The organism is Sphaerospermopsis sp. LEGE 08334 (genome assembly GCF_015207205.1).
Classification (GTDB): Bacteria; Cyanobacteriota; Cyanobacteriia; order Cyanobacteriales; family Nostocaceae; genus Sphaerospermopsis.
Genome location: NZ_JADEXH010000025.1, coordinates 41,419 through 62,723, shown reverse-complemented (window position 1 = coordinate 62,723; position 21,305 = coordinate 41,419). Strand labels below are relative to the sequence as shown.

Below are 21,305 nucleotides of genomic sequence, written 5' to 3'. Positions count from 1 at the left end.
GAATAGGAGTCAGGAGTCAGGAGTCAGGAGGCATAAGGCAAATATTTCTCCCCATTTCCTCATCTCCCCCTGTTCCTTATTCCGTGTTCCCTAAAAACTAAGGAAACTTAACATTAGTATTGACTAAATTTGCTACTAATTTTACACTAAATTCTTGTTCAAAAACTCCTTTTTTGTAATCTAAACTCCACAATTCTAAAGCACAATCATCATCTAAGTCAGAGGGAAATATTAACATTTTCAATTCATTTGTATGAGGCAAATATTCACACTGTACATGAGATACTGCGCCAATTTGTCTTCTATCCAAAGCCACTGCTAATCTTAAAATTGCACTCAGTTGACATATCATTTGTTTATGTTCTTTATGCAATAAATTCCGGTAATTTTCGTGCTTTTTCTTGGGTGGTGATTTGCGGTGATAACGGGCTAAATTAGCAATAATTTCTATCTCGGTTTCGTTATAACCCAGTAATTCACCATTTCTAATTAGGTAGTATGAATGTTTGTGGTGTGCAGAATGGCTGATGTAGTGACCACAATTGTGTAAAATTGCAGCAGCCCAAAGTAATTGTCTTTCGTCTTTACCCCAAGGATGTAGTTTTCCCTGAGTTTGATCAAATAAACTCAATGCAAATTTAGCAACGCGATCGCTATGTTCTAGGTTAACTTGGTATTTTTTGGCAATTTTCAGAACATTGCGTTCTCGAACTGAACCTTGATAGCGCAGTTTATCTGCTATTAAACCATGTGTCAGCATCCAATCTACTATCACACCTTCCCGCAGGGAACGTTCACACAGTGTCACTGAGTCTACACCCAACAGCGTCATGGCTTCCTGTAATATTACTGCCCCAGCAAGTATTACTTCTGACCGTCTTTCTGGCATTCCTGAAATGGCTGCCCGTTCTACGCTATTCATGCGTCGCAAGCGCGTTACCCAAGTCCGCAAATCTTGCAGGTTAAATTGATAACCGTTGAGGGTAGAAGGTATTACACCCATCTTTTCCCTAGCATTAATTATGGCTATAGTTTCAATTGTGCCGGATGTTCCTACTAACTTGGGAATTTCACCAGGTTGGAGTTTAGAAAGTACGTCTTCTACAGAACGTTCTAACATTCCCCGTGCGTATGCTTGTAAATATTGAAACTCAGTATCACTGATAGGATCAGTGGTGATAAACTCCCCAGTGAGTCGCACTGCACCAACTTTTGTACTGGTGAGACTGCGGGGTTCTTCCGAGTCGCCTAAAATTAGTTCTGTAGAACCACCACCAATATCAATAATTATATGTGGTTGGTGATTAAATTTCATGCCAGAAAGCACACCTAAATAAATGCGTCGCGCTTCTTCCTGACCAGAAATTAAGTCTACACTTAAACCTAATTCGGTTTCTACTTGGTGTAGAAATTCTCTACCATTAGGTGCTTCACGGACGGCGCTAGTAGCAACTGCAATAATGCTTTCTGCTTCGAGACTTTTGGCTAGTGCTTGGAAACGTCCTAAACAAGCGATCGCTTTTTTGATCACTTCTGGTTTTAATTCTCCCGTTTCTAAATTGCGATCGCCTAATCTCACTGTTTCTTTTTCTTTGGCAATCATTGTAAAAGCTGGTAGTGTCGGTTCAATCCTGACTATTACCATGTGCAAAGAATTAGTGCCGATATCAATGGCCGCAATCATCCGATTTTGCTTAACTGGTGGAGTTGCCATACTCTCCCAGTTAGCAGAAACTACATTCACCATTTAATGTTTCTCTCTCTCTTAACAATGGATGGTCAAAGCTGGTGTGCCGATTTAATCCGCACTAAATACTTGTTACTGACAATACAGCAGGAGTCAGGAGTCGTAGGGGCAACCCCCTGTGGTTGCCCTCAAGAGTCAGGATGAAAGTAATGAATTTGTATCCCAAGCTGTAACCTTTGTTGATGTGTCAGGATCATCAAAAAATAAATCGCAGGGATGCAAAATAAAGAGGATTAAATCATGTTTTGACATCAGTGCTGTATTTTGCCCAAATTTGGATGCTCCCTGTATTTACAGTTATCAAATAACGATATTCTATAGATGTGAAGATATGTAAATTGAGCGAATATGCTAACAACACCAGAAAGCAACCAAGAACCATTATGGCTGGTCATTATTCGGCTGTTACGGTGGCATAAACCAGAAGGTAGGTTAATTTTGATGATTCCTGCATTATGGGCTGTGTTTTTGGCAGCTGCTGGTAAACCACCTTTACCCCTGGTAGGAGTAATTATATTAGGTACTCTGGCCACAAGCGCCGCAGGTTGTGTAGTCAATGATTTATGGGATAGAGACATAGATCCGCAAGTCGAGAGAACACGCGATCGCCCTTTGGCTTCCCGCGCCCTATCCATCAAAGTGGGTATAGCTGTAGGGATAGTTGCCCTGGCTTGTGCCGCAGTTCTCGCTTTCTATCTTAACCCTTTAAGCTTCTGGTTGTCTGTAGCAGCAGTACCCGTAATTTTACTTTATCCTGGTGCAAAACGAGTATTTCCTGTACCTCAGTTAGTGCTTTCTATCGCTTGGGGTTTTGCAGTTTTGATTAGTTGGAGTGCAGTTACACAAAACATTTCTGCACCTACTTGGTTACTTTGGGGTGCAACTGTGCTTTGGACATTGGGATTTGATACCATTTATGCCATGAGCGATCGCCAAGATGATCAGCGCATTGGTGTTAATTCCAGCGCCCTCTTTTTTGGTAAATACGCCCCTACAGCTATCGGTATTTTCTTCGCTGGTACGATCATTCTCTTAGCTGGAGAGGGTTTCTTGGTTAACCTGAATGGATTTTTCTGGATCAGCTTAATCATTGCATCTGGTGGTTGGGTTTGGCAATTTATCCGTTTGAGAAACCCCGAACTACCTAACCCTGCTTATGGAGAAATGTTCCGTCAAAATGTCTGGATTGGATTTTTGATTTTAGTAGGAATAATTGTTGGTTCATTTTAAAAAGGGATAGGGAATAGGAAGAATTTAGTTTTTACCTATTACCCAGTCCCCAGTCCCCATTACCCATTTTAAATAGGAGTCCTAAATGACTAATAACTCCTGACTTCTGACTGCTGAAAATTAATATTTCTGATGATAGATTAAAAATTATCATGACGGTTGTTTGATGAGTTGGGATATTAATCTACCAGCTAAATTCACTCAACTAAATGCAGCAATCTTTATTAGTCAAAATCGCTACAATAGGTTTATTATCTGTGGGTAGTTATAGTGTAATTGCGGGAAGTTTTCTCTTCACAAAAACTGTCAACAATACGGCAACAGCACAGATAATTACTGATGTATCACGCTATTCAGAAATTCGCAATCACAAATGGTCTGATATTAACCAAATCAAACATTTCCCCATAGAAATTACTCGTAGTGATCAGTTCATTTCCCTGGCTTACTCTCCAGGCTGGAAGCAAGGAAGTAATTTTTTTCAAATCCGTTTAAAACGACCTCCTGAACAAATTCAAAAATCACTTTCCCACTACAGTAAAATTGCAGGGCATAAATATTGGGGGGGTGATACAAACGACCATATCAAACAAAAACAGGGTGTACCCACAACATTTTTTTATACTGGTAAATCTGATAATTTAGCCTTTCCCAGTACATATCAAATCTTGGTATTCAAGGCACAAGACCAAGGTAAACCAGGGTTTAAATGGAATCATGGTCATAGCTATGGAGTCGCTATTGATAGTTCAGCCTCAGAAATTATCTATTGGGTAGAGAAATGGTAATTGGTAATTGGTAATTGGTAATTGGTAATTGGTAATTGGTAATTGGTAATTGGTAATTGGTAATTGGTAATTGGTAAACTTCCTTCTGTCCCCAGTCCCCATTCCCCATTCCCCAGTCCCCAATACCTAACTATTACAGTTCGTTGCAAATCAATCAGCTAAGTAAAACAAGTATGATATTTTGATCATGTGATCAAGTCATACAACCGCACAACATTGATAAAGGAGAACACAGTGGCAATGGAATCAAATGTATTAACGGGCGCAGTTGTAGAAAACCAAGATATTAGTGAATATGTGGCACATCTACAGTTGCACATGACACTCCAAGCTCGCAACTTGGTTCCATCACTAAAACACACACAAGAAGATAGTCGCCAGCAGCTACTTCATCAAACTCAAGCTTACTTTGAAAAGCTGGCCTCTAGACAAGGTTTATAAAACCTGAGCATTATAGAGAATTTTCAGAAAAACTTATACAATAGAAGCAGATATGATTGTGTCTACGCCAACGGTGTAATCACAATTTCTGCTTTTTATTCTTTTTTCGGTATTTAGTTAATAAAATCACTCTTTTGGAACAATAACTTCAGAGTGAAAAGCCGTTAAGATTATTATTGCAGCAGTACCTGACCCATCGCAATTAGTAAAGGCTAAATGGCGGCTTGAATCAAAATGAATTCACTACTTCCTCGAAATCTCAGCCTCGTAATTCGTCCTGTTCAATATCGGGATCTAGACGGTATTGAACGTCTAACACAAGATTCCTTTACAGACCTTTCTCCCAAGGGCAGCTTTTTCACTATGCAATGGCTGCGTCACTGGTTTGGGTTACTCAAGTTTTTGAGTTGGTTTCCAAACCCGTTACAGTATCGCTTCTGCGGATTTGTAGCAGAGCAAGGACGGATGCTGCTGGGGATGATTCAAGTGTCACCATTTAACCGTACCCGCAGCACTTGGCGAATTGACAGGGTAATGTTAGACCGTACTGCTGACAAGCTGGGTGTAGGTTCACAACTGCTACGGCATTGCTTTGAGTCAATTTTAGAAGCTCGTACCTGGCTACTAGAAATTAATGTCAATGACGTTGATGCTCTAGCACTATATCGACAAAATGGATTTCAGCGGTTGGCAGAAATGACTTACTGGGAAATTAGCCCAGAGTTACTGCGAGAATTAGCACAAACAGAGCCAGATTTACCCAACCTATTACCAGTCAGCAATGCTGATGCACCCTTGCTATATCAATTAGATACAGCATCTATGCCGCCTTTGGTACGTCAGGTTTTTGATCGCCATACCCATGATTTTAAAACCAGTTTATTTGGTGTTCTCTCAGATGCAGTGAAGCAATGGGTGACAAAAACCGAAGTTGTCAGTGGTTATGTGTTTGAACCCCAACGCAAAGCAGCTATTGGCTATTTTCAGGTACAACTTGACCGGAAAAGCGAAAATCCTCATGTAGCGAGTTTGACAGTTCACCCGGCTTATACTTGGTTGTATCCAGAATTGTTGTCTCAATTAGCTCGCATTGCTCAGGATTTTCCCCAAAAAGGTTTACAACTAGCTTCCTCTGATTATCAGCCAGAACGGGAAGAATATTTAGAAAGAATTGGTGCTAAACGCATTGAACATACTTTGATTATGTCGCGTTCAGTTTGGCATAAAATCCGCGAATCCAAATTCGTTTCCTTAGAAGGGATTCAGTGGACAGAAGTGCTGCAAGGACTACAACCAGCACGTAAACCCATACCCGGTGGTATGTCATGGGTTCCTAAACCACAACCTACCTCAGAGCGAACAGCAGCAAATAAGTCAGAAACTGTTGCTTTTGGTAGTCAACAATTTCATAATTTTCATAATATGGATACATCTCGCCAATCTGAATCATCAGAGGCACAACAGGAGAATAATTAGAGTGATACTTCAGCCGCAATCAAAATCTTTTATATCCGCTTTGGGGCTGGATGTCGGTAGCAAACGCATCGGTTTAGCAGGATGTGATGGTACTGGTTTGATTGCCACAGGTATCACTACGATTGAGCGCCGATCCTTTCAACATGATGTGGAGCAAATACAACAGATATTGAATGATCGCCAAGTACAAGTTATGGTAGTTGGTTTACCTTATTCAATGGATGGCTCTTTAGGTTTTCAAGCTCGACAAGTCCAGAAATTTGCTAAGAGGTTGGCTAAAGCTGTGCAACTACCTGTGGAATATGTGGATGAGCGATTAACTTCTTTTCAAGCGGAACAAATGCTGATTGCAGAAAATCGCTCGCCATCACGTCATAAGGGTTTGATTGACCGGAAAGCCGCAGCTTTAATTTTACAACAGTGGCTGGATGCTAGACGCAGTAACTCCAACAGATCGGTAGCATTTGTTGATGATTAATACCTTTGAACATGATATTCTAAAAAATATTACTCAACTGTATATTCAGCTTTTTGGTTGACATTGGCTGTCATAAAACAGTTAAATGAATTTCATAGATTTGAGTATTGATAAGTTTAGATAATGTGACTATGTATTCATCTGAATTTTCTGAAGAAAATGATCGTGCTGACGCTGCTGCTATCACTTTGACTGACGAAAAAGGGCGATCGCTCGAATGTTATGTTGAGCATTCCCTGTCAGTCGATGGACAAGAATATGTTTTACTTCTACCTGTTGACTCACCCATAGAAATTTTTGCTTGGCAAGGTGATGGTGAGGAAGAAGAAGCCATTTTGGTAGAAGATGACGATTTAATTGATGAGATTTTTAGTACCGCTCAAGCAGTTCTTTCTGAGCAAAATCTGACTATTAAAAATACTGCTTATGCTTTGACTGTATTGGGTGAATTACCACCAGTAGAAGAATCAGAAATCTTCACCTTAGAAATCGAAGATGAAGGAACAGATTTAGAACCGGAACAACTACAGCTACTGGCTAGTTTCTATCATCAAGATCAGGAGTATGCTGTTTATACGCCCCTTGATCCCCTGCTATTTTTTGCCCGCATCACCAAGTCAGGTAAGCCGGAATTACTCTCTCCTGAAGAATTTCGTAAAGTTCAACCGCTTTTAGAAGAACATCTGTTTGATCAGGTTGAATAATTGACAACTGAAATTTAATGTTTCCATTGCTAGTCTAATTTTGATTGGCAATGGAATTTTATTACTGGAGTCAGGAGTTGAGGAGGCAGGGAAATTTTAGATTTTAGATTTTAGATTTTAGATTTTAGATTGAAGTTAAGACAAATCATCCATAATCCATAATCCAAAATACAGCACTTTCCTTTGTAATGAGGTACACGATTGGCGGGCAAGACTTGTACTGAGCTTGTCGAAGTATGCCCACCCCACAAGAGTTTCATAATTAGGGTTTGTACCTCATAATAATGAAATCTGCTGTATAATGCCCAGTCACCTGTCACCGTGGCGTAGCACCTGTCACCTGTCACCTCATGTATGAATTACGAATTATGAAGACTTGGAACAATATTTTACAACCAGATTTGATTTTAGAAGGTTCAGTTTTGACACTCACGCCAGATATCATCCAACAATATGGACTCAAAGGGCTGGTTTTGGATGTTGATGATACTCTAGTACCCATTACTGCCAGCGCCGCTTCCCCGGAACTAGAACAATGGGTAGCAGAAATGCGTGATTATGCGGCTCTTTGGTTAGTGAGCAATAATCTCAGTGAATCCCGAATTGGTAGTATTGCCCGTTCTCTGAATATACCCTATTACCTGGGTGCGGCTAAACCCTCACGTCGTAAAATTAGAGCCGCATTACAAGGAATGAATTTACCTGTACATCAAGTAGGTATGGTAGGCGATCGCCTATTTACTGATGTCATAGCAGGTAATCGCTTAGGAATGTTTACGATTTTAGTTGAACCTATTGTTCACGCTGATACTGTTCTCCGTTCCCATCCCATTCGCAACTTTGAAGTTTGGGTATCAGAAATACTTGGCGCTTCTATTTCTCCCAAGTACACAAAAATTAACAAAGATTGATAAATCAATAAAAAAGTAAATCTAAAGAAATACTAAAGAAATACTTAATTTTCCAAAAAATCGGAGATTATAGGTATTAATAACATGGGGTCAAGCAAATAAAGACCCTAGCCGATTACAAATAACTTTAAATCCGTACAGCGTCAGCTTTCACGATAGAGGGATTGGCGCTGTACAATTTTTTAGGTGTTGATAGTTGATAGTTGATAGTGGAAAAATAAATGACTAATGCCCCATGCCTAAAACAATTGTTGTTAAAATCGGTACTTCTAGCCTGACACAACCAGAAACAGGACAGTTAGCACTTTCCACCATTGCCACCTTAACGGAAACCCTGTGTAATTTAAGACAGCAGGGGCATAATGTGATTTTAGTGTCCTCTGGTGCGGTAGGTGTTGGTTGTGCGCGTCTGGGTTTAACAGAACGTCCCAAGGCGATCGCCCTTAAACAAGCAGTAGCAGCAGTTGGGCAAGGTCGCTTAATGCGTATTTATGACGATTTGTTTACTACATTACAACAACCAATAGCCCAAGTATTATTAACGAGAGCAGACTTAGTACAACGTAGCCGCTATCTTAACGTTTATAATACTTTTCAGGAATTGCTAGGACTGGGAGTAATTCCCATAGTCAATGAAAATGATACCGTAGCCATAGAAGAATTAAAATTTGGTGATAATGACACCCTTTCCGCCTTAGTAGCCAGCTTAGTTGAGGCAGATTGGTTATTTTTACTGACAGACGTTGATAGATTATATTCAGCAGATCCCCGTACAGTCCCCGATGCTAAACCCATTTCTTTAATTAGTAATATGAAGGAATTGGCAGAATTACAGATAAAAACTGGGGGACAGGGTTCACAGTGGGGAACTGGGGGAATGGTAACAAAAATATCAGCAGCGAGAATTGCGATCGCTGCGGGAGTGAGAACAGTAATAACCCAAGGGCGTTTTCCCCACAACATTGAAAAAATCATCACCGGAGAACCCATAGGAACACACTTTGCACCCCAACCAGAACCAACATCAGCCAGAAAACGCTGGATAGCTTATGGTTTAGTTCCCACAGGAAAATTATATTTAGATGATGGCGCAATTACAGCTATTTCTCAAGCGGGAAAATCCTTATTACCAGCAGGAATTAAAATAGTAGAAGGGGAATTTGATAACCAAGAAGCAGTACAGTTATGTGATATTAACGGTAACGAAATTGCCAGAGGATTAGTGAATTATAACAGCGCAGAATTACTAAAAATTCGTGGTTGTCATTCAAGAGACATCGAAGGAATTTTAGGTTATGCAGGTGCAGAAACAGTCATTCATCGAGATAATTTGGTTTTAACGTAATATCAATAAATCTTAGCCCCCCTTAAAAAGGGGGGTTGGGGGGATCTAAATTTGATATAATTAAAATTGTCACTAGGGAAAGTGAAAAAAATTATGACTCAAGCTTTAGAAAATTCTATTGGTTTACCAGAAGAGGAACAACGTTTTTATCGTCGGGGAGTGAGTTGGGAAAGATTTCAAGCAATTCAAAAGGGTTTTGAAAATGTGCCAGGGGTGCGTTTATTTTATTGTGAGGGAGTTTTAGAAATTGTGGGTATAGGTAAAGCACATGAATTTATAACCTCTTTAATAGGTTTGTTGCTAGGACAGTATTTTCTAGAAAAAGAAATTGAATTTTTCCCTAGTGGAAGTTTTAACCAAATTATTCCTGGTATAGTTGATTATCAAGCCGACTTATCTTATTGTTTGGGGACAGATAAAGATAGACCAGATTTGTGTATAGAAGTAGTGATTACTAGCGGTAGTCCCATCAAATTACAGAAATACAAATTAATGCAAGTTCCCGAAGTTTGGTTTTGGGAAGATGGCACACTTGAGGTTTATTGTTTGCGAGAACAAGAATATGAGAAAGTTAATAATAGTGAGTTGTTACCAGAGTTAGATTTATCTTTATTGAATCGTTGTATTTTATTATCTTCACCCTTGGAAGCGATTAGAGAATTTCGTCAAGGAATTTGAATTTACTCCTATTCCACTGCTAAATTACCGCCAATTTTTAAGAAAGTTTGCGTAGCGTGCCGTCAGGCATACCGCAGAGACACAGAGTACACAGAGGAAAAAATATTTATCCTCGTTCATTCCTCGTTCCCAGGTTCTACCTGGGAATGCAATCAAGAAGGCTCTGCCTTCTGCTAACATTAAAAGAGACTAGGAGAAAAACATCATGGTTTCTATTCCCAAAACAGCAACCCGTTTGTATGATACTGATTTTCTAGCATGGACACAACAAACGGCTGAATTAATCCGCGCTGGAAAATGGGATAGAGTAGATTGGGAAGCGGTTGTTGAGGAGATTGAAAGTTTGGGAAGGTCAGATAAACGAGAGTTGAAAAGCCGATTGGAGGTATTGTTACAGCAGTTGCTAAAATGGCAATATCAGCCTAGTTTGCGAAGTGGATCTTGGCAAAATACAATAACAGAACAACGCAACCGCATTGAAGATTTATTGCAAGATAGTCCTAGTCTTAATCCTTATTTAGAAGAAGTATTAGCTGAGTGTTACCGCAGAGGCAAAAAACTAGCAAGTAACGAAACAGGAATTTCTCAAAATACCTTTCCAGCAGATTTACCTTACACTATGACTCAAATTCTGGATATGGAATTTTTACCATAAACTGTATTCCCTGTCAGAGACAGGGAACAAGAAATTAAACTTCAGATTTTGACTGATTCAAATTCACAACTTCTTGCAACCTAGAAATCACAAAAGACTTCTCTAAATAAGAGAACAAACCACCAGCTTTTGGACCACGTTCTTTATTTAAAAACGCCAAATATAAAGCTTTAAAAGCATTCGCAGGAGGAATTTGTAATTCCTTAGTAGTTGTAAAAATCACAGTTTGCAATGCTTCCGCTTCCCAGTTAGCAGCATTCTCTAAATTCTCTGCTAATTTCTGTACATAACTAACCTGTTCTGGGGTTAAAGTATTAGCTTTTTCGGGAACTTGTTCCAAATACAAAACTAACTTTTCTTCCTCATCCGCGTAGTCTTGCAACCACTTTTGAGCAGAATTAATTCTTTGATTGACAATAAATTGATCATATTCAGTTAAAGGATTTGCAGTTCTTTGTACAACCTCATCCTGAATATTTAAACGGGGAACTTGCAAAAGAGAAATTAAGGTACTGTAATCAAAAGGTTGGAAAGGTTTAATTTCCTCACCCAATTGGGCATAAAATAAAGACATTAATTCCTCAGTCAATTCAGAATTATCTTGATACTTACTAATTAAAGTATCGTAATCTCTAAATAACCGAGTAACTGTTTCATAGTTGGGAGAGAAATTAATTACAGTTTTTGGCTGAGTTCTTAACATTAAAAACCGTAATAACTCAGGTGGTAATAAATCCGCAATTTCCCGCGCACTCGAACCCACGCCTTTAGATGAACTCATTTTTGTACCATTGACAAGAATAAATTCATAGGGTGAATGAAAAGGCGGTTGTTTATCTAAAACTTTGCGAGAAATAGCATTAGCAACATCTCTAGAACCACCTTTTTGAGAGTGGTCTTTTCCTGCCATTTCAATAGTTACACCTAAAACATCCCACTTAGCAACCCATTCTACTTTCCAGGGTAATTTACCATTACCATTAAAAGGAGAAACCCAACCAGAATGACCACAACCTTTGACATAATTAGTTGCATCTTCTTTACAAGTGTAAAAAACTTCTGAACCGTTATAATCTGTGGTTACAGTTGTGGCGATTTTCCCGCAATTTTCACAAATAACTTGAAAAGGATACCAGTTATTTGGGCGATCGCCTTTACTCACTTCTTTATATGCTTCTCTTACCAAGTGAGCATTTTTTAAGAAAGTGTCAATGTGGGAATTAAGTTTACCAGAACGATATAAATCACGTAAAAAATAAGTTTCTGGTTTAATTCCTAAATACTCGAAAATTTCAAAAAATTCGCCAATGAAATATTTAGCATAATCACTCGCACCCTCACCAGGAGAAGGTACATTACACAGAGGAAAACCCAAATAAGGCTTAAATTTTGCCTTGTCTAAATATTTGGGAACGGTATCTAGTGCATCGTAGTCATCCACACCGTACATGAATTTTACGGGCTTACCTGCGTGTTTCAAGGCACGGTAAATAACATCATGGATAACCACACCCCGCAATGATCCGACGTGGACCCGTCCTGAAGGAGTTTTAGAATCATTAACTACCTGGAAACCTTGTGCATCAGCAGCGATTTTATCAGCCCAAAACATTTGATTTTCTATATTTTGACAATTTCCCTATTTTAACTCTATGGGTTGGTTATGGATGATTTTTTGGTGATGTTGTTGGTATTTTTGCGCTGAAGCGCCATTACGAGCATGATTAAGGATTTGGTAAGAAGTCATTGTCTAAGACTTCTTCAGAAGTAAAAGGACATTTCTCTGGGAAAATATCCGGTGATAATCCTGTTTCTTCTATTGCCCAATCTACCGCAGGAGAGTAACATTCTAAAAAAATACTCTCATAATAATTTTTTAAGCTGGGATGTTTTTGTATAGATTTATTAATCCGGCGGCGATGTTCTTTGATACTTCCTCGCCAACTTCCAGAACGTTTTTCCGGTTGATATTTCCATTTTAAAAGATGGGCTAAAATCACAATGAGATTATTTTCTAAAGCATCTTTTAAACTGCCACCCATTTCTTCAATTTCTTCTATTAATAAATCAATATCTAAGTTATCAAAATCACGATGTTTTAAATTTTCAATGGTTGCATCTAACCACAATTGATAATTACTGTTCATTTTTTGTTAACTCCTGTACAGCGTTTCTAGTAATTTCTTGAATAGTTGTTAACTCCAGTGCTGATGTTTCACTTTCCATTCCTAACCATAACAAATATTCAATATTTCCCGCAGGTCCAGTAATGGGAGAAAAAGTCAAACCCTGATATTGCCATCCTAATTCTAACGCTGTTTGTAAAACTTGAAAAATCGCATCTGCATGATCTTTTGGATCACGAACTACACCTTTTTTACCCACACGATTTTTACCAACTTCAAACTGTGGTTTAACTAATAAAACTGCTTCCCTTGGTGCTTGGGTTAAACGCCAAATTGCTGGTAAAACTTTGGTTAAAGAAATAAAGGAAACATCTACAACAGATAAATCTGGAAATGGGGCATTATCTATATATAATTGTTCTGGTTGTAATTCCCGTAAATTGGTACGTTCTTTTAAAATTACTCGTTCATCATTTCTAATTTTCCAGTCAACTTGTCCATATCCTACATCAATTCCATAAACCTTTTCTGCACCATTTTGTAATAAACAATCTGTAAAACCACCAGTGGAAATTCCCCCATCTAAACAGATTCTTTGATTTGCAGAAATACCAAATATTTTTAATGCTTTTGCAAGTTTTTCACCACCGCGAGAAACAAAAGGTGGACGTTCTTTAACTTGAATTTCTGCGGTTGTATCTACTTCTGTTCCTGGTTTATCAATTACTGTTTGATTTACCATTACTTCCCCAGCTTGAATTAATCTTTGTGCTTGTTGACGGGAAGGACATAAACCCAAATCTACTAATAGTGTATCTAGTCTTTGTTTCATTATCAATTACTAAAAATTTAGGAATTTTATTTGTCAGAATCAGGATAACCAGGATTTAAGGATTTACAGGATGATATTCAGATCCCTGATTTGTAAGATAATGTTGGTAGTAAATGAAAAGGGTAATAAAAGTAGTTGGGGATATTTAATGAGTTTTCACCTTTGTGTACTGTCATCCTACTCTACCGCGCCCAATGCTTTCAAAGTTAATATTTCCGCCCGGCTTAACCCCTTCACCCCCTTGATTTTCAACCCTGCATATAACCTATGGTCAAAGGTAGCGATACATTTCCCAGACTGGACATCCCACAGTTTCACCGTATTATCAACACTACCACTAGCCAAGGTCAGACCATCTCCACTCCAGGCTACTGACCAAACCGCACTGCTATGACCTTCTAGGGTTCGCACACAGTCCCCAGACTGTACATCCCACAGTTTCACCGTATTATCATCACTACTACTAGCCAAGGTCTGGGCATCACCACTCCATGCTACTGACCTCACCCAATTGCTATGACCTTCTAGGGTTCGCACACAGTCCCCTGTCTGCACATTCCACAGTTTCACAGTATGATCACTACCACTAGCCAAGGTCAGACCATCTCCACTCCAGTCCACTGAATTAACCCCATTGCGATGACCCTCTAGAGTCCGCACACAATCCCCTGTCTGCACATCCCACAGTTTCACCGTATTATCATCACTACCACTAGCCAAGGTCAGACCATCTCCACTCCAGGCTACTGACCTCACCCTACTGCGATGACCCTCTAGGGTTCGCACACAGTCCCCAGACTGAACATCCCACAGTTTCACCGTTTGATCACCACTACCACTAGCCAAGGTCAGACCATCTCCACTCCAGGCTACTGACCAAACCCAACTGCGATGACCCTGTAGCGTCCGCACACAGTCCCCAGACTGGACATCCCAGAGTTTCACCGTTTGATCACCACTACCACTAGCTAAGGTCAGACCATCTGCACTCCAGGCTACTGACCTCACCCAATAGCGATGACCCTCTAGGGTTCGCACACAGTCCCCAGTCTGGACATCCCACAGTTTCAGCGTATTATTTTCACTACCACTAGCCAAGGTCAGCCCACTCCAGGCTACTGAGTTAACCCAATTGCGATGACCCTGTAGCGTCCGCACACAGTCTCCAGTCTGCACATCCCACAGTTTCACCGTATTATCATCACTACTACTAGCCAAGGTCAGACTACTCCAGGCTACTGACTTAACCCCATTGCTATGACCCTCTAGGGTTCGCACACAGTCCCCTGTCTGCACATCCCACAGTTTCACCGTATCATCATCACTACTAGCTAAGGTCAGACCATCTGCACTCCAGGCTACTGACTTCACCCAATAGCGATGACCCTCTAGGGTTCGCACACAGTCCCCAGATTGGACATCCCACAGTTTCACCGTGTTATCAACACTACCACTAGCCAAGGTCAGACCATCTCCACTCCAGGCTACTGACCTCACCCTACTGCGATGACCCTCTAGGGTTCGCACACAGTCCCCAGACTGGACATCCCACAGTTTCACCGTATTATCATCACTACCACTAGCTAAGGTCAGACCACTCCAGGCTACTGACGAAACCCCTCTACGATGACCCTCTAGGGTTCGCACACAGTCCCCAGACTGGACATCCCACAGTTTCACCGTATTATCACCACTACCACTAGCCAAGGTTAGACCATCTCCACACCAGGCTACTGATGCAACTGCACTGCTATGACCTACCAATGTCAATAATTCCCGTCCTGTTAAAGCATTCCAAATTTGGACTCTACCATCACTGTCTCCTGTAGCAAGGTATTCCCCATCTGGACTATAAGCAAGGGAATCAACTGATCCTAATGCCTTAGCAAAAACAGCATCTGTTAAATTTGCTCCAGTCAGGTTGACATTATCCAAACTAGCCAAACCAAAATTTACACCTGGTAGAACTGTCTCACTCAAATCCTGTTTTTCTAAAGCAAAGCGACTCCCTTTGAGTAGCAACTGCACCGCATTACTACCAGAGTAACCTGCGATTGTTTCAGTTTTACCCTTGGTGGCTTTGACCTCTGCTAATAAACGTTGATTTGCTGTTGTTGACAACATGGGAAACATTAAATCTAAGACAGCTTTGGCTAACAGTGTTTTCCCGAAAGTTTGACTTAAATCTATTTTCTCCTGGTCGTAAGGAAGAACCTCTACAACTTCCTGAAAATCCTCTGCTAAAATTCCTAATTCTCGTCCCAATTTATAAGCAACAAAAAACTCTAATAATGACCGATGGGCAGGATAATAGTCACCATCAGCATTTCTAATTAACATGGTTTGCCCCATCATGTCATAATGCCAATGATCTAAATCTTTTTGTTCTTGGACTTTTTCGCCAAAATAATTCCGAATTAAATCGGGAAATTCTTTATAATTCAGAGTCATTTTATCATTTGACAGCATTTCCCAAGATAATTCACACAGGAAATATAATTTATCTGCCATTGAGGTAAAAGTGCGGTCAGCTTTAATATCCCGTGCCATTTTTTGCCGCACTGCATAGAGATAAACACGGGAAATATCCACAGGTTTACCAGCTTCAATATCCGGTAATGCTTCCATAATTAAATCAATCATCACCGGACGACGTGCTAAGTCTAATAATTTTTTATTATTAATTACAGCTTCAACGGTTTCAGGTTGAGCTTTAAAACTGAGAACTTGTTGGATTTGTTCATCATCAAATTTCTCTAATTCTAAAACTTCAAATTGGGGTGTTTCACCAGTTAATTTTTTAGTAGATGCTTGTAATTCCGCGCTTAAAAGTCTCCTTCCTTCTAATGCTTCTGGGAAATGTTCAGTGCGACAAGTTAAAATTGCTTTTGTTCCTTCTGTTCCTACAACTTGTGCTAATTGCCAGAAATTATTAATCATCGCTTGACGGTCTACCCGTGCGGCCATTTCATCAAAACCATCAAAAATTAATAATAATTTCCCCATGCGGTTTAGCTGTTCAAATGCAGAATATCCAGGTAAACCAATTTCATGTTTACGGAAAAAGAACTCTGAAAAAAGAGATTCAATACTTACTGCTTTAGCATAATCTCTTAATGGAATTAATAAAGGAATCCGGGGAATAGTTGCACCTTCTTGTTTTGCTTGGCGATATTTTTGTAATGCTACCCAAGCATAATGGAAAGCAAACCAAGTTTTACCTGTGCCAAATTCCCCTAAAATTGATAAATGTTGTTTAGCAGGATCAGATAACCATTCATTAATATAACGTTCAATCCATCCATCTTCTTTACCATAGTGACTCACACCTATTCGCTGTTTATTTCTAGGGTTAATTTCTTCTTTTCTACAAGCTAAGGGAACATAATATTTATCAATTCCTCTGCTTTTAACTTCATTCTCTAACCAATCGAAATAACCACTAAAATCCGCATCAGCTTCGATTAATTCATCAAAGGTATAACAGAAAATTTGTTGATTTTCTTTAACTTCAGTTCTGGCTAATTTACTAACTCTGCGCGGTGCAACAACCCAACCTTCATCTGTTTTGTGAGTTTCTACAGCTTCTTTAATTGCATTGACATCATGAATACTTGCTTCTGCTTCCACTCCGCGAATAAAAATCCTATCATATCCTCGTCGTTTGGGAATATTAATAATCAATTCAAAATGTTCTGGTTCTAAAACTTCGTGTTTTTCAAATTTATAACCCAGTGTTTCAAACCAGGTTTTTAATTGTTTACATAATTCTGTTTCTCTTATTGTTTCCGCAGGTGGCAATAATTGTTGATAACTTTGTGTAAGGTTTTGAATTTGATCTTGAATTGATGGTAAACTGAGTTGGTTTACTTGTTCCCGAATTTGATTTAAACTACGTTGTAAATTATCGAATTTATGATCTTGTAAAATTTCTGTTGCTGTTCTGGCTCGTTTGGCAATTTCAATAAATAATCTGGCAAATTCTGCTATTTCTCGCTGATAATCAATATTTTGTTGTTTAATTTTATCACCAATAGCAAAACTATTAATATAAGCTTCTAACTTTTGGAAATTAAAATTTTTATTTTGGCTAAAAGCTTGTTGAAATTCTTGTTTAATTTCTGTTTCTTTCAATAACTGTAAAATAACCTTTGGTTTACCTACCCCATATTCAATCAAGGTGTAAACATAAACGCCATCAAAGTCATTGGGTGGAACATCCTGTTTTAAGCCGAATTTATTTAACAGTCGTAATCGAGTTTCACTTTGGTCTAATTTCTCTAATGCTTTTCCTACTGCTTCTTCAACTAACGCCCCAATAACATCATCAATGATAAACATAGATAATTTTGTGTAAAATGTATAAAACTATTTGTGTGTTATTACTTTTATACCACCAAGTATATTGGTTTGTCAATTTACTATCTGTTACATAGGAAAGTTCAAAATCCTGTAAATCCTCAAATCCTGGACATCCTGATTCAGACAGAAGTTAAAAAACGCACCTGGACAAAATTGCCAAAGTGCGATCGCCATCACCATAAACATCAAAATCCTGTAAATCCTTAAATCCTGGACATCCTGATTCAGACAGAAGTTAAAAAATGCACCTTGCCAAAATTGCCAAAGTGCGATCGCCATCACCATAAACATCAAAATCCTGTAAATCCTTAAATCCTGGACATCCTGATTCAGACAGAAGTTAAAAAACGCACCTTGCCAAAATTGCCAAAGTGCGATCTAAAATTCCATCAATTAACTATCACCTATCACCTTGACATTTTCTCGACAATGTTCTTCACTTCCTCAATACTTAAATTCAAAACTTGAGCAATTTGTTCTTGACTCAAACCTAATCCTACCAACCCAGGAACAGCTTCTAATTTAGCTTTGAGTTCTCCTTCTTCTTTAGCTTCTTGATAAAATCTAGTTTGTTTTAAATCACTTAGTCCAAACATTGATTCTATTTCCTCCCTCTTCATTCTTGGAAATTTGTAAATTAAAATTGTCTCGATGATTTCTAATATTTGTTGTTGTTTGGGTTGAGACTTAACCTCTTGTTTGGTACGATTAATTAATTCCCTAGCTTGAGTGACGGCTTGTGTTTCATTAGTAATGATTAATTTAATTGTAGCAATCCCAATGGGTAATGATGTTGTTTCTTCAATTTCATCTAAATAAATTACTCTCACTCGTTGACTCAGAAAAAATTCTTCATAGTCCTGAATATTACCTTCATCTACAGCACGACTAGGATATATTACTACTCCTTTCCATCCACATTTGGGTTTATTTTGGCGTAAATATAAGAATATTTCCGAAAATAGTCTGCTATAAAGGTCTTCATCTGGCTGAAATTGCACTTCTAGGAAATAGATGGGATTTTCTGTAGTTTCTTGAGGTAAGAAGACTCCATCTATTCTAAAAGCTGTTTGTTTGACTTCAATGGAGGAAAACTCATAATTTTCAGCTAGTTCGGGAGATTCACCTATGAGTTCAAAAAAAATACTTGGTATTTCTTGAAATAAGCGGTAAAATATGGTATCTGTTTTCATTAATTTGATATTAATATTTTTGGGCGGTATTTTACCGCCCTTTTCTCATTTTATCATGACTAACTATACTGAATAAACATCCTGTAAATCCTCAAATCCTGGACATCCTGATTCAGACAGAAGTTAAAAAACGCACCTGGACAAAATTGCCAAAGTGCGATCGCCATAATCATCTGCCTTCCTCAGATTAAGTTACAGTAATTATCACACCCACACTTTCATTACCCAACCTATCCACCGCACACACTGCATAAGTTCCTGGTTGTACAGTGGCAAAAGTAGTACCAGCAGACAAAATTCTCTGAATTATCCAATTATCTCCACTTTGACGGTAAAGAGTCCAAGAACGCACCGGTTTATCATCACCTCTTTGCCAATTTAATCTACCATTTTGAAATTTAATTTCTTTGGGAGGAGAAGGGGGATTTTGACTTTGCCATGACATAGTAGGAATTATGGACGGACGAGAATAATAAACCTGTTTAAATTGATCAGCAATACCTTGGAGATTTTCTTTGATAGCATTCATACTAAAAAATATATTTCCCAAGGACAAATTTTTAGCTAAGTTCCGAGAAATGAGAATTTGTTTTTCAATTTCTGAATTTTTCCAAGCTTTACCATCTAGTTTGGAAATGTTGTTTCCGGCGTAAATATGTCGCTGTTTAGTATTGACTTGAGTCCACCATTTCAACAAGACTTCATAACTTTGTTGTGTTTGATCAGTCCGCCAATAAAGTTGCGGTGCTAAATAATCTATCCAACCTTCCTGCAACCATTTTCTAGAATCAGCATAAAGGGCATTATAGGGATCTAAACCCACAATTCCTGGTGGTTGTCCAGGGCGATAAATCCCAAAAGGACTAATCCCAAATTTAACATGAGATTTAGTTTTTTTAATTCCTTCCGATAAACGCAATACCATTTGATTAACGTTTTCCCTTCGCCAATCTCCTAAGCTGAGTTTACCCCCATTTGCTTGATAAGCTGCATAAGTTTTATGATCAGGGAAAGATTGACCAGATATAGGATAGGGGTAAAAGTAATCATCAAGATGAATGCCATCTACATCGTAACGGTTGAGAACATCAATAATGACATTGTAAGCTCGATCTTGAACTATTTTTGCACCAGGGTCCATCCATAATTGATTACCCCATTGATACACAACTTCGGGATTAGTTATAGCTATATGGGGACGGACATTAGAACCACTGCGGGTAGTAGTTTTGGCACGGTAAGGATTGAACCAAGCATGAACTTCAATATTGCGTTTACGACATTCAGCGATCGCAAATTCTAAAGGATCATAAAATGGTTCTGGTGCTTTTCCCTGAGTTCCCGTAATCCAAGCACTCCAAGGTTCTAAACTAGAAGCATATAAAGCATCTCCTTCTGGACGCACCTGTAAAATTAAGGCGTTAAAATTTAAAGATTGTAATTGTTGAATAATTTGCAGTAATTCCGTTTTCTGCTGTTCAACACTCAACCCTGGTTTAGAAGGCCAGTCACTATTCCACACAGTTGTGATCCAAGCACCCCGAAACTCCCGGTTATGACTTACCCTCACAGTCCTGGGTTGGTTTCCAGACAATGGTGGTACTACTATATATTCAGAAGCAATTTTTTCCGCCCTTCCCAGATATACCAAAGCCTGATATACCATCACAGCCACATCAGCACGAGTCGCAGCCATCCTGGGATTGAGTAATTTGATATTTGGATAACTCACTACCCAACCAACACTAGAGGCGATCGCCACCTGATTGATAGCATAGTTAGGAATTGTCGCCGCATCTTCATAGATTTCTCCTAATTTACTCACCAAATCAGGTTGGACTTGACTAGCAATTCCCAAACCATTCACCATCGCAACTAAAACATCACCCCTGGAAATACTATCATTAGGGCGAAAAGTCCGATCAGGGTAGCCAACCAAAAATCCAGTTTCGTAAACTTTTCTAATTGCACTATTAGCCCAAAGTGTAACAGGTACATCTCCAAAAGGTACATAATCCCGTTTTTTGGTTGTTGTCAGTACAGAAGCTATAATCGCTGCAAACTCAGCACGAGTAACAGGGCTATTCGGGCGAAAACTACCGTCAGGATAGCCATTTAAAATTCGCCGTTGGGCTAAAGCCTGAATAAATAACCGCGCCCAATGATTTTGAATATCGGGAAATGATGCAGTATTAGATATCATTGTTGATTTTTTGTAGATAACATCCACTGTTAATTTAGCAACAGAAGTCAGGAGCAGTAGTCAGGAGAATTTTAGATTTTAGATTTTAGATTGGAGATAACAAAAACAATCCAAAATCCAAAATCCAAAATCCAAA

General features: G+C 38.9%; 19 protein-coding genes. 10 read left to right on the top strand and 9 right to left on the bottom strand.

Going from position 1 to position 21,305, the window contains the following annotated elements; translation table 11 throughout:
• Nucleotides 1–97: 97 nt before the first annotated feature.
• Nucleotides 98–1,747 carry a Ppx/GppA phosphatase family protein gene (locus IQ237_RS15165; protein WP_194056547.1) on the bottom strand — a complete coding sequence of 550 codons (1,650 nt, stop codon included), beginning with the start codon at nucleotides 1,745–1,747 and terminating at the stop codon, nucleotides 98–100.
• Between the two features lie 348 nt (nucleotides 1,748–2,095).
• Between IQ237_RS15165 and IQ237_RS15160 the strand changes: the two genes are divergently transcribed.
• On the top strand, nucleotides 2,096–2,977 hold the full coding sequence (locus IQ237_RS15160) for a 4-hydroxybenzoate solanesyltransferase (protein ID WP_194056545.1): 882 nt from the start codon (nucleotides 2,096–2,098) through the stop codon (nucleotides 2,975–2,977).
• Between the two features lie 209 nt (nucleotides 2,978–3,186).
• Nucleotides 3,187–3,765 (top strand): hypothetical protein, encoded by a 579-nt coding sequence (locus tag IQ237_RS15155; protein ID WP_194056543.1) that lies wholly within the window; start codon nucleotides 3,187–3,189, stop codon nucleotides 3,763–3,765.
• Here the strand turns inward: IQ237_RS15155 and IQ237_RS15150 are convergent.
• Nucleotides 3,744–3,914, bottom strand: a complete 171-nt coding sequence (locus IQ237_RS15150; protein ID WP_228020321.1) for an alpha/beta hydrolase — start codon at nucleotides 3,912–3,914, stop codon at nucleotides 3,744–3,746. The two genes, IQ237_RS15155 and IQ237_RS15150, sit on opposite strands and share 22 nt — an antisense overlap.
• Before the next feature lie 91 nt (nucleotides 3,915–4,005).
• On the opposite strand from IQ237_RS15150, the gene IQ237_RS15145 reads away from it, so the two are divergent.
• The 8 genes from IQ237_RS15145 to IQ237_RS15110 all read left to right on the top strand — a co-directional run bounded on the left by IQ237_RS15145 (nucleotide 4,006) and on the right by IQ237_RS15110 (nucleotide 10,453).
• Complete coding sequence (locus IQ237_RS15145) at nucleotides 4,006–4,206, top strand: hypothetical protein (RefSeq protein ID WP_194056541.1); 201 nt, start codon at nucleotides 4,006–4,008, stop codon at nucleotides 4,204–4,206.
• A gap of 234 nt (nucleotides 4,207–4,440) precedes the next feature.
• On the top strand, nucleotides 4,441–5,682 hold the full coding sequence (locus IQ237_RS15140) for a GNAT family N-acetyltransferase (RefSeq protein WP_194056539.1): 1,242 nt from the start codon (nucleotides 4,441–4,443) through the stop codon (nucleotides 5,680–5,682).
• Nucleotide 5,683: 1 nt separating this feature from the next.
• Entirely contained in the window at nucleotides 5,684–6,160 is a 477-nt protein-coding gene (ruvX, locus tag IQ237_RS15135) for a Holliday junction resolvase RuvX (RefSeq protein WP_194056537.1), read from the top strand.
• 131 nt (nucleotides 6,161–6,291) lie between these two features.
• A complete protein-coding gene (locus IQ237_RS15130; RefSeq protein ID WP_194056535.1) occupies nucleotides 6,292–6,864 on the top strand; it encodes a DUF3727 domain-containing protein in 573 nt (190 codons plus the stop codon).
• Between the two features lie 368 nt (nucleotides 6,865–7,232).
• The gene (locus IQ237_RS15125; protein WP_194056533.1) at nucleotides 7,233–7,775 is read left to right on the top strand and encodes a YqeG family HAD IIIA-type phosphatase; all 543 of its coding nucleotides are present in this window, start codon (nucleotides 7,233–7,235) and stop codon (nucleotides 7,773–7,775) included.
• A 235-nt stretch (nucleotides 7,776–8,010) separates the two neighbouring features.
• Nucleotides 8,011–9,120, top strand: coding sequence for a glutamate 5-kinase (gene proB / locus IQ237_RS15120; protein ID WP_194056531.1), 1,110 nt, complete (start codon nucleotides 8,011–8,013; stop codon nucleotides 9,118–9,120).
• A gap of 93 nt (nucleotides 9,121–9,213) precedes the next feature.
• On the top strand, nucleotides 9,214–9,798 hold the full coding sequence (locus IQ237_RS15115) for a Uma2 family endonuclease (RefSeq protein WP_194056529.1): 585 nt from the start codon (nucleotides 9,214–9,216) through the stop codon (nucleotides 9,796–9,798).
• Nucleotides 9,799–10,003: 205 nt separating this feature from the next.
• Nucleotides 10,004–10,453, top strand: a complete 450-nt coding sequence (locus IQ237_RS15110) for a DUF29 domain-containing protein (RefSeq protein WP_194056527.1) — start codon at nucleotides 10,004–10,006, stop codon at nucleotides 10,451–10,453.
• Nucleotides 10,454–10,487: 34 nt separating this feature from the next.
• On the opposite strand, the gene lysS is transcribed toward IQ237_RS15110, so the two are convergent.
• The 7 genes from lysS to IQ237_RS15075 all read right to left on the bottom strand — a co-directional run bounded on the left by lysS (nucleotide 10,488) and on the right by IQ237_RS15075 (nucleotide 21,169).
• Complete coding sequence (gene lysS, locus IQ237_RS15105; RefSeq protein WP_194056525.1) at nucleotides 10,488–12,065, bottom strand: lysine--tRNA ligase; 1,578 nt, start codon at nucleotides 12,063–12,065, stop codon at nucleotides 10,488–10,490.
• A 112-nt stretch (nucleotides 12,066–12,177) separates the two neighbouring features.
• Nucleotides 12,178–12,600 (bottom strand): DUF29 domain-containing protein, encoded by a 423-nt coding sequence (locus IQ237_RS15100; RefSeq protein ID WP_194056523.1) that lies wholly within the window; start codon nucleotides 12,598–12,600, stop codon nucleotides 12,178–12,180.
• The gene (locus tag IQ237_RS15095) at nucleotides 12,590–13,414 is read right to left on the bottom strand and encodes a TlyA family RNA methyltransferase (protein WP_194056593.1); all 825 of its coding nucleotides are present in this window, start codon (nucleotides 13,412–13,414) and stop codon (nucleotides 12,590–12,592) included. The genes IQ237_RS15100 and IQ237_RS15095 overlap by 11 nt, the downstream gene beginning before the upstream one ends.
• 174 nt (nucleotides 13,415–13,588) lie before the next feature.
• Complete coding sequence (locus IQ237_RS15090; RefSeq protein WP_194056521.1) at nucleotides 13,589–17,752, bottom strand: pentapeptide repeat-containing protein; 4,164 nt, start codon at nucleotides 17,750–17,752, stop codon at nucleotides 13,589–13,591.
• 87 nt (nucleotides 17,753–17,839) lie between these two features.
• Nucleotides 17,840–18,067: a hypothetical protein gene (locus IQ237_RS15085; RefSeq protein WP_194056519.1), complete on the bottom strand. Its 228-nt coding sequence runs from the start codon at nucleotides 18,065–18,067 to the stop codon at nucleotides 17,840–17,842.
• A 113-nt stretch (nucleotides 18,068–18,180) separates the two neighbouring features.
• Nucleotides 18,181–18,966: an Rpn family recombination-promoting nuclease/putative transposase gene (locus tag IQ237_RS15080; RefSeq protein WP_194056517.1), complete on the bottom strand. Its 786-nt coding sequence runs from the start codon at nucleotides 18,964–18,966 to the stop codon at nucleotides 18,181–18,183.
• 187 nt (nucleotides 18,967–19,153) lie between these two features.
• Nucleotides 19,154–21,169, bottom strand: a complete 2,016-nt coding sequence (locus tag IQ237_RS15075) for a family 10 glycosylhydrolase (protein WP_194056515.1) — start codon at nucleotides 21,167–21,169, stop codon at nucleotides 19,154–19,156.
• Between the last annotated feature and the right edge of the window lie 136 nt (nucleotides 21,170–21,305).

Coding starts and splice junctions, on each gene's coding strand:
- IQ237_RS15160 (WP_194056545.1), top strand. CDS start 2,096: ATGCTAACAACACCAGAAAGCAACCAAGAACCATTATGGCTGGTCATT.
- lysS (WP_194056525.1), bottom strand. CDS start 12,065: ATGTTTTGGGCTGATAAAATCGCTGCTGATGCACAAGGTTTCCAGGTA.
- IQ237_RS15110 (WP_194056527.1), top strand. CDS start 10,004: ATGGTTTCTATTCCCAAAACAGCAACCCGTTTGTATGATACTGATTTT.
- IQ237_RS15130 (WP_194056535.1), top strand. CDS start 6,292: ATGTATTCATCTGAATTTTCTGAAGAAAATGATCGTGCTGACGCTGCT.
- IQ237_RS15115 (WP_194056529.1), top strand. CDS start 9,214: ATGACTCAAGCTTTAGAAAATTCTATTGGTTTACCAGAAGAGGAACAA.
- IQ237_RS15165 (WP_194056547.1), bottom strand. CDS start 1,747: ATGGTGAATGTAGTTTCTGCTAACTGGGAGAGTATGGCAACTCCACCA.
- IQ237_RS15125 (WP_194056533.1), top strand. CDS start 7,233: ATGAAGACTTGGAACAATATTTTACAACCAGATTTGATTTTAGAAGGT.
- proB (WP_194056531.1), top strand. CDS start 8,011: ATGCCTAAAACAATTGTTGTTAAAATCGGTACTTCTAGCCTGACACAA.
- IQ237_RS15140 (WP_194056539.1), top strand. CDS start 4,441: ATGAATTCACTACTTCCTCGAAATCTCAGCCTCGTAATTCGTCCTGTT.
- IQ237_RS15075 (WP_194056515.1), bottom strand. CDS start 21,169: ATGATATCTAATACTGCATCATTTCCCGATATTCAAAATCATTGGGCG.
- IQ237_RS15090 (WP_194056521.1), bottom strand. CDS start 17,752: ATGTTTATCATTGATGATGTTATTGGGGCGTTAGTTGAAGAAGCAGTA.
- IQ237_RS15100 (WP_194056523.1), bottom strand. CDS start 12,600: ATGAACAGTAATTATCAATTGTGGTTAGATGCAACCATTGAAAATTTA.
- IQ237_RS15145 (WP_194056541.1), top strand. CDS start 4,006: ATGGAATCAAATGTATTAACGGGCGCAGTTGTAGAAAACCAAGATATT.
- IQ237_RS15155 (WP_194056543.1), top strand. CDS start 3,187: ATGCAGCAATCTTTATTAGTCAAAATCGCTACAATAGGTTTATTATCT.
- IQ237_RS15080 (WP_194056517.1), bottom strand. CDS start 18,966: ATGAAAACAGATACCATATTTTACCGCTTATTTCAAGAAATACCAAGT.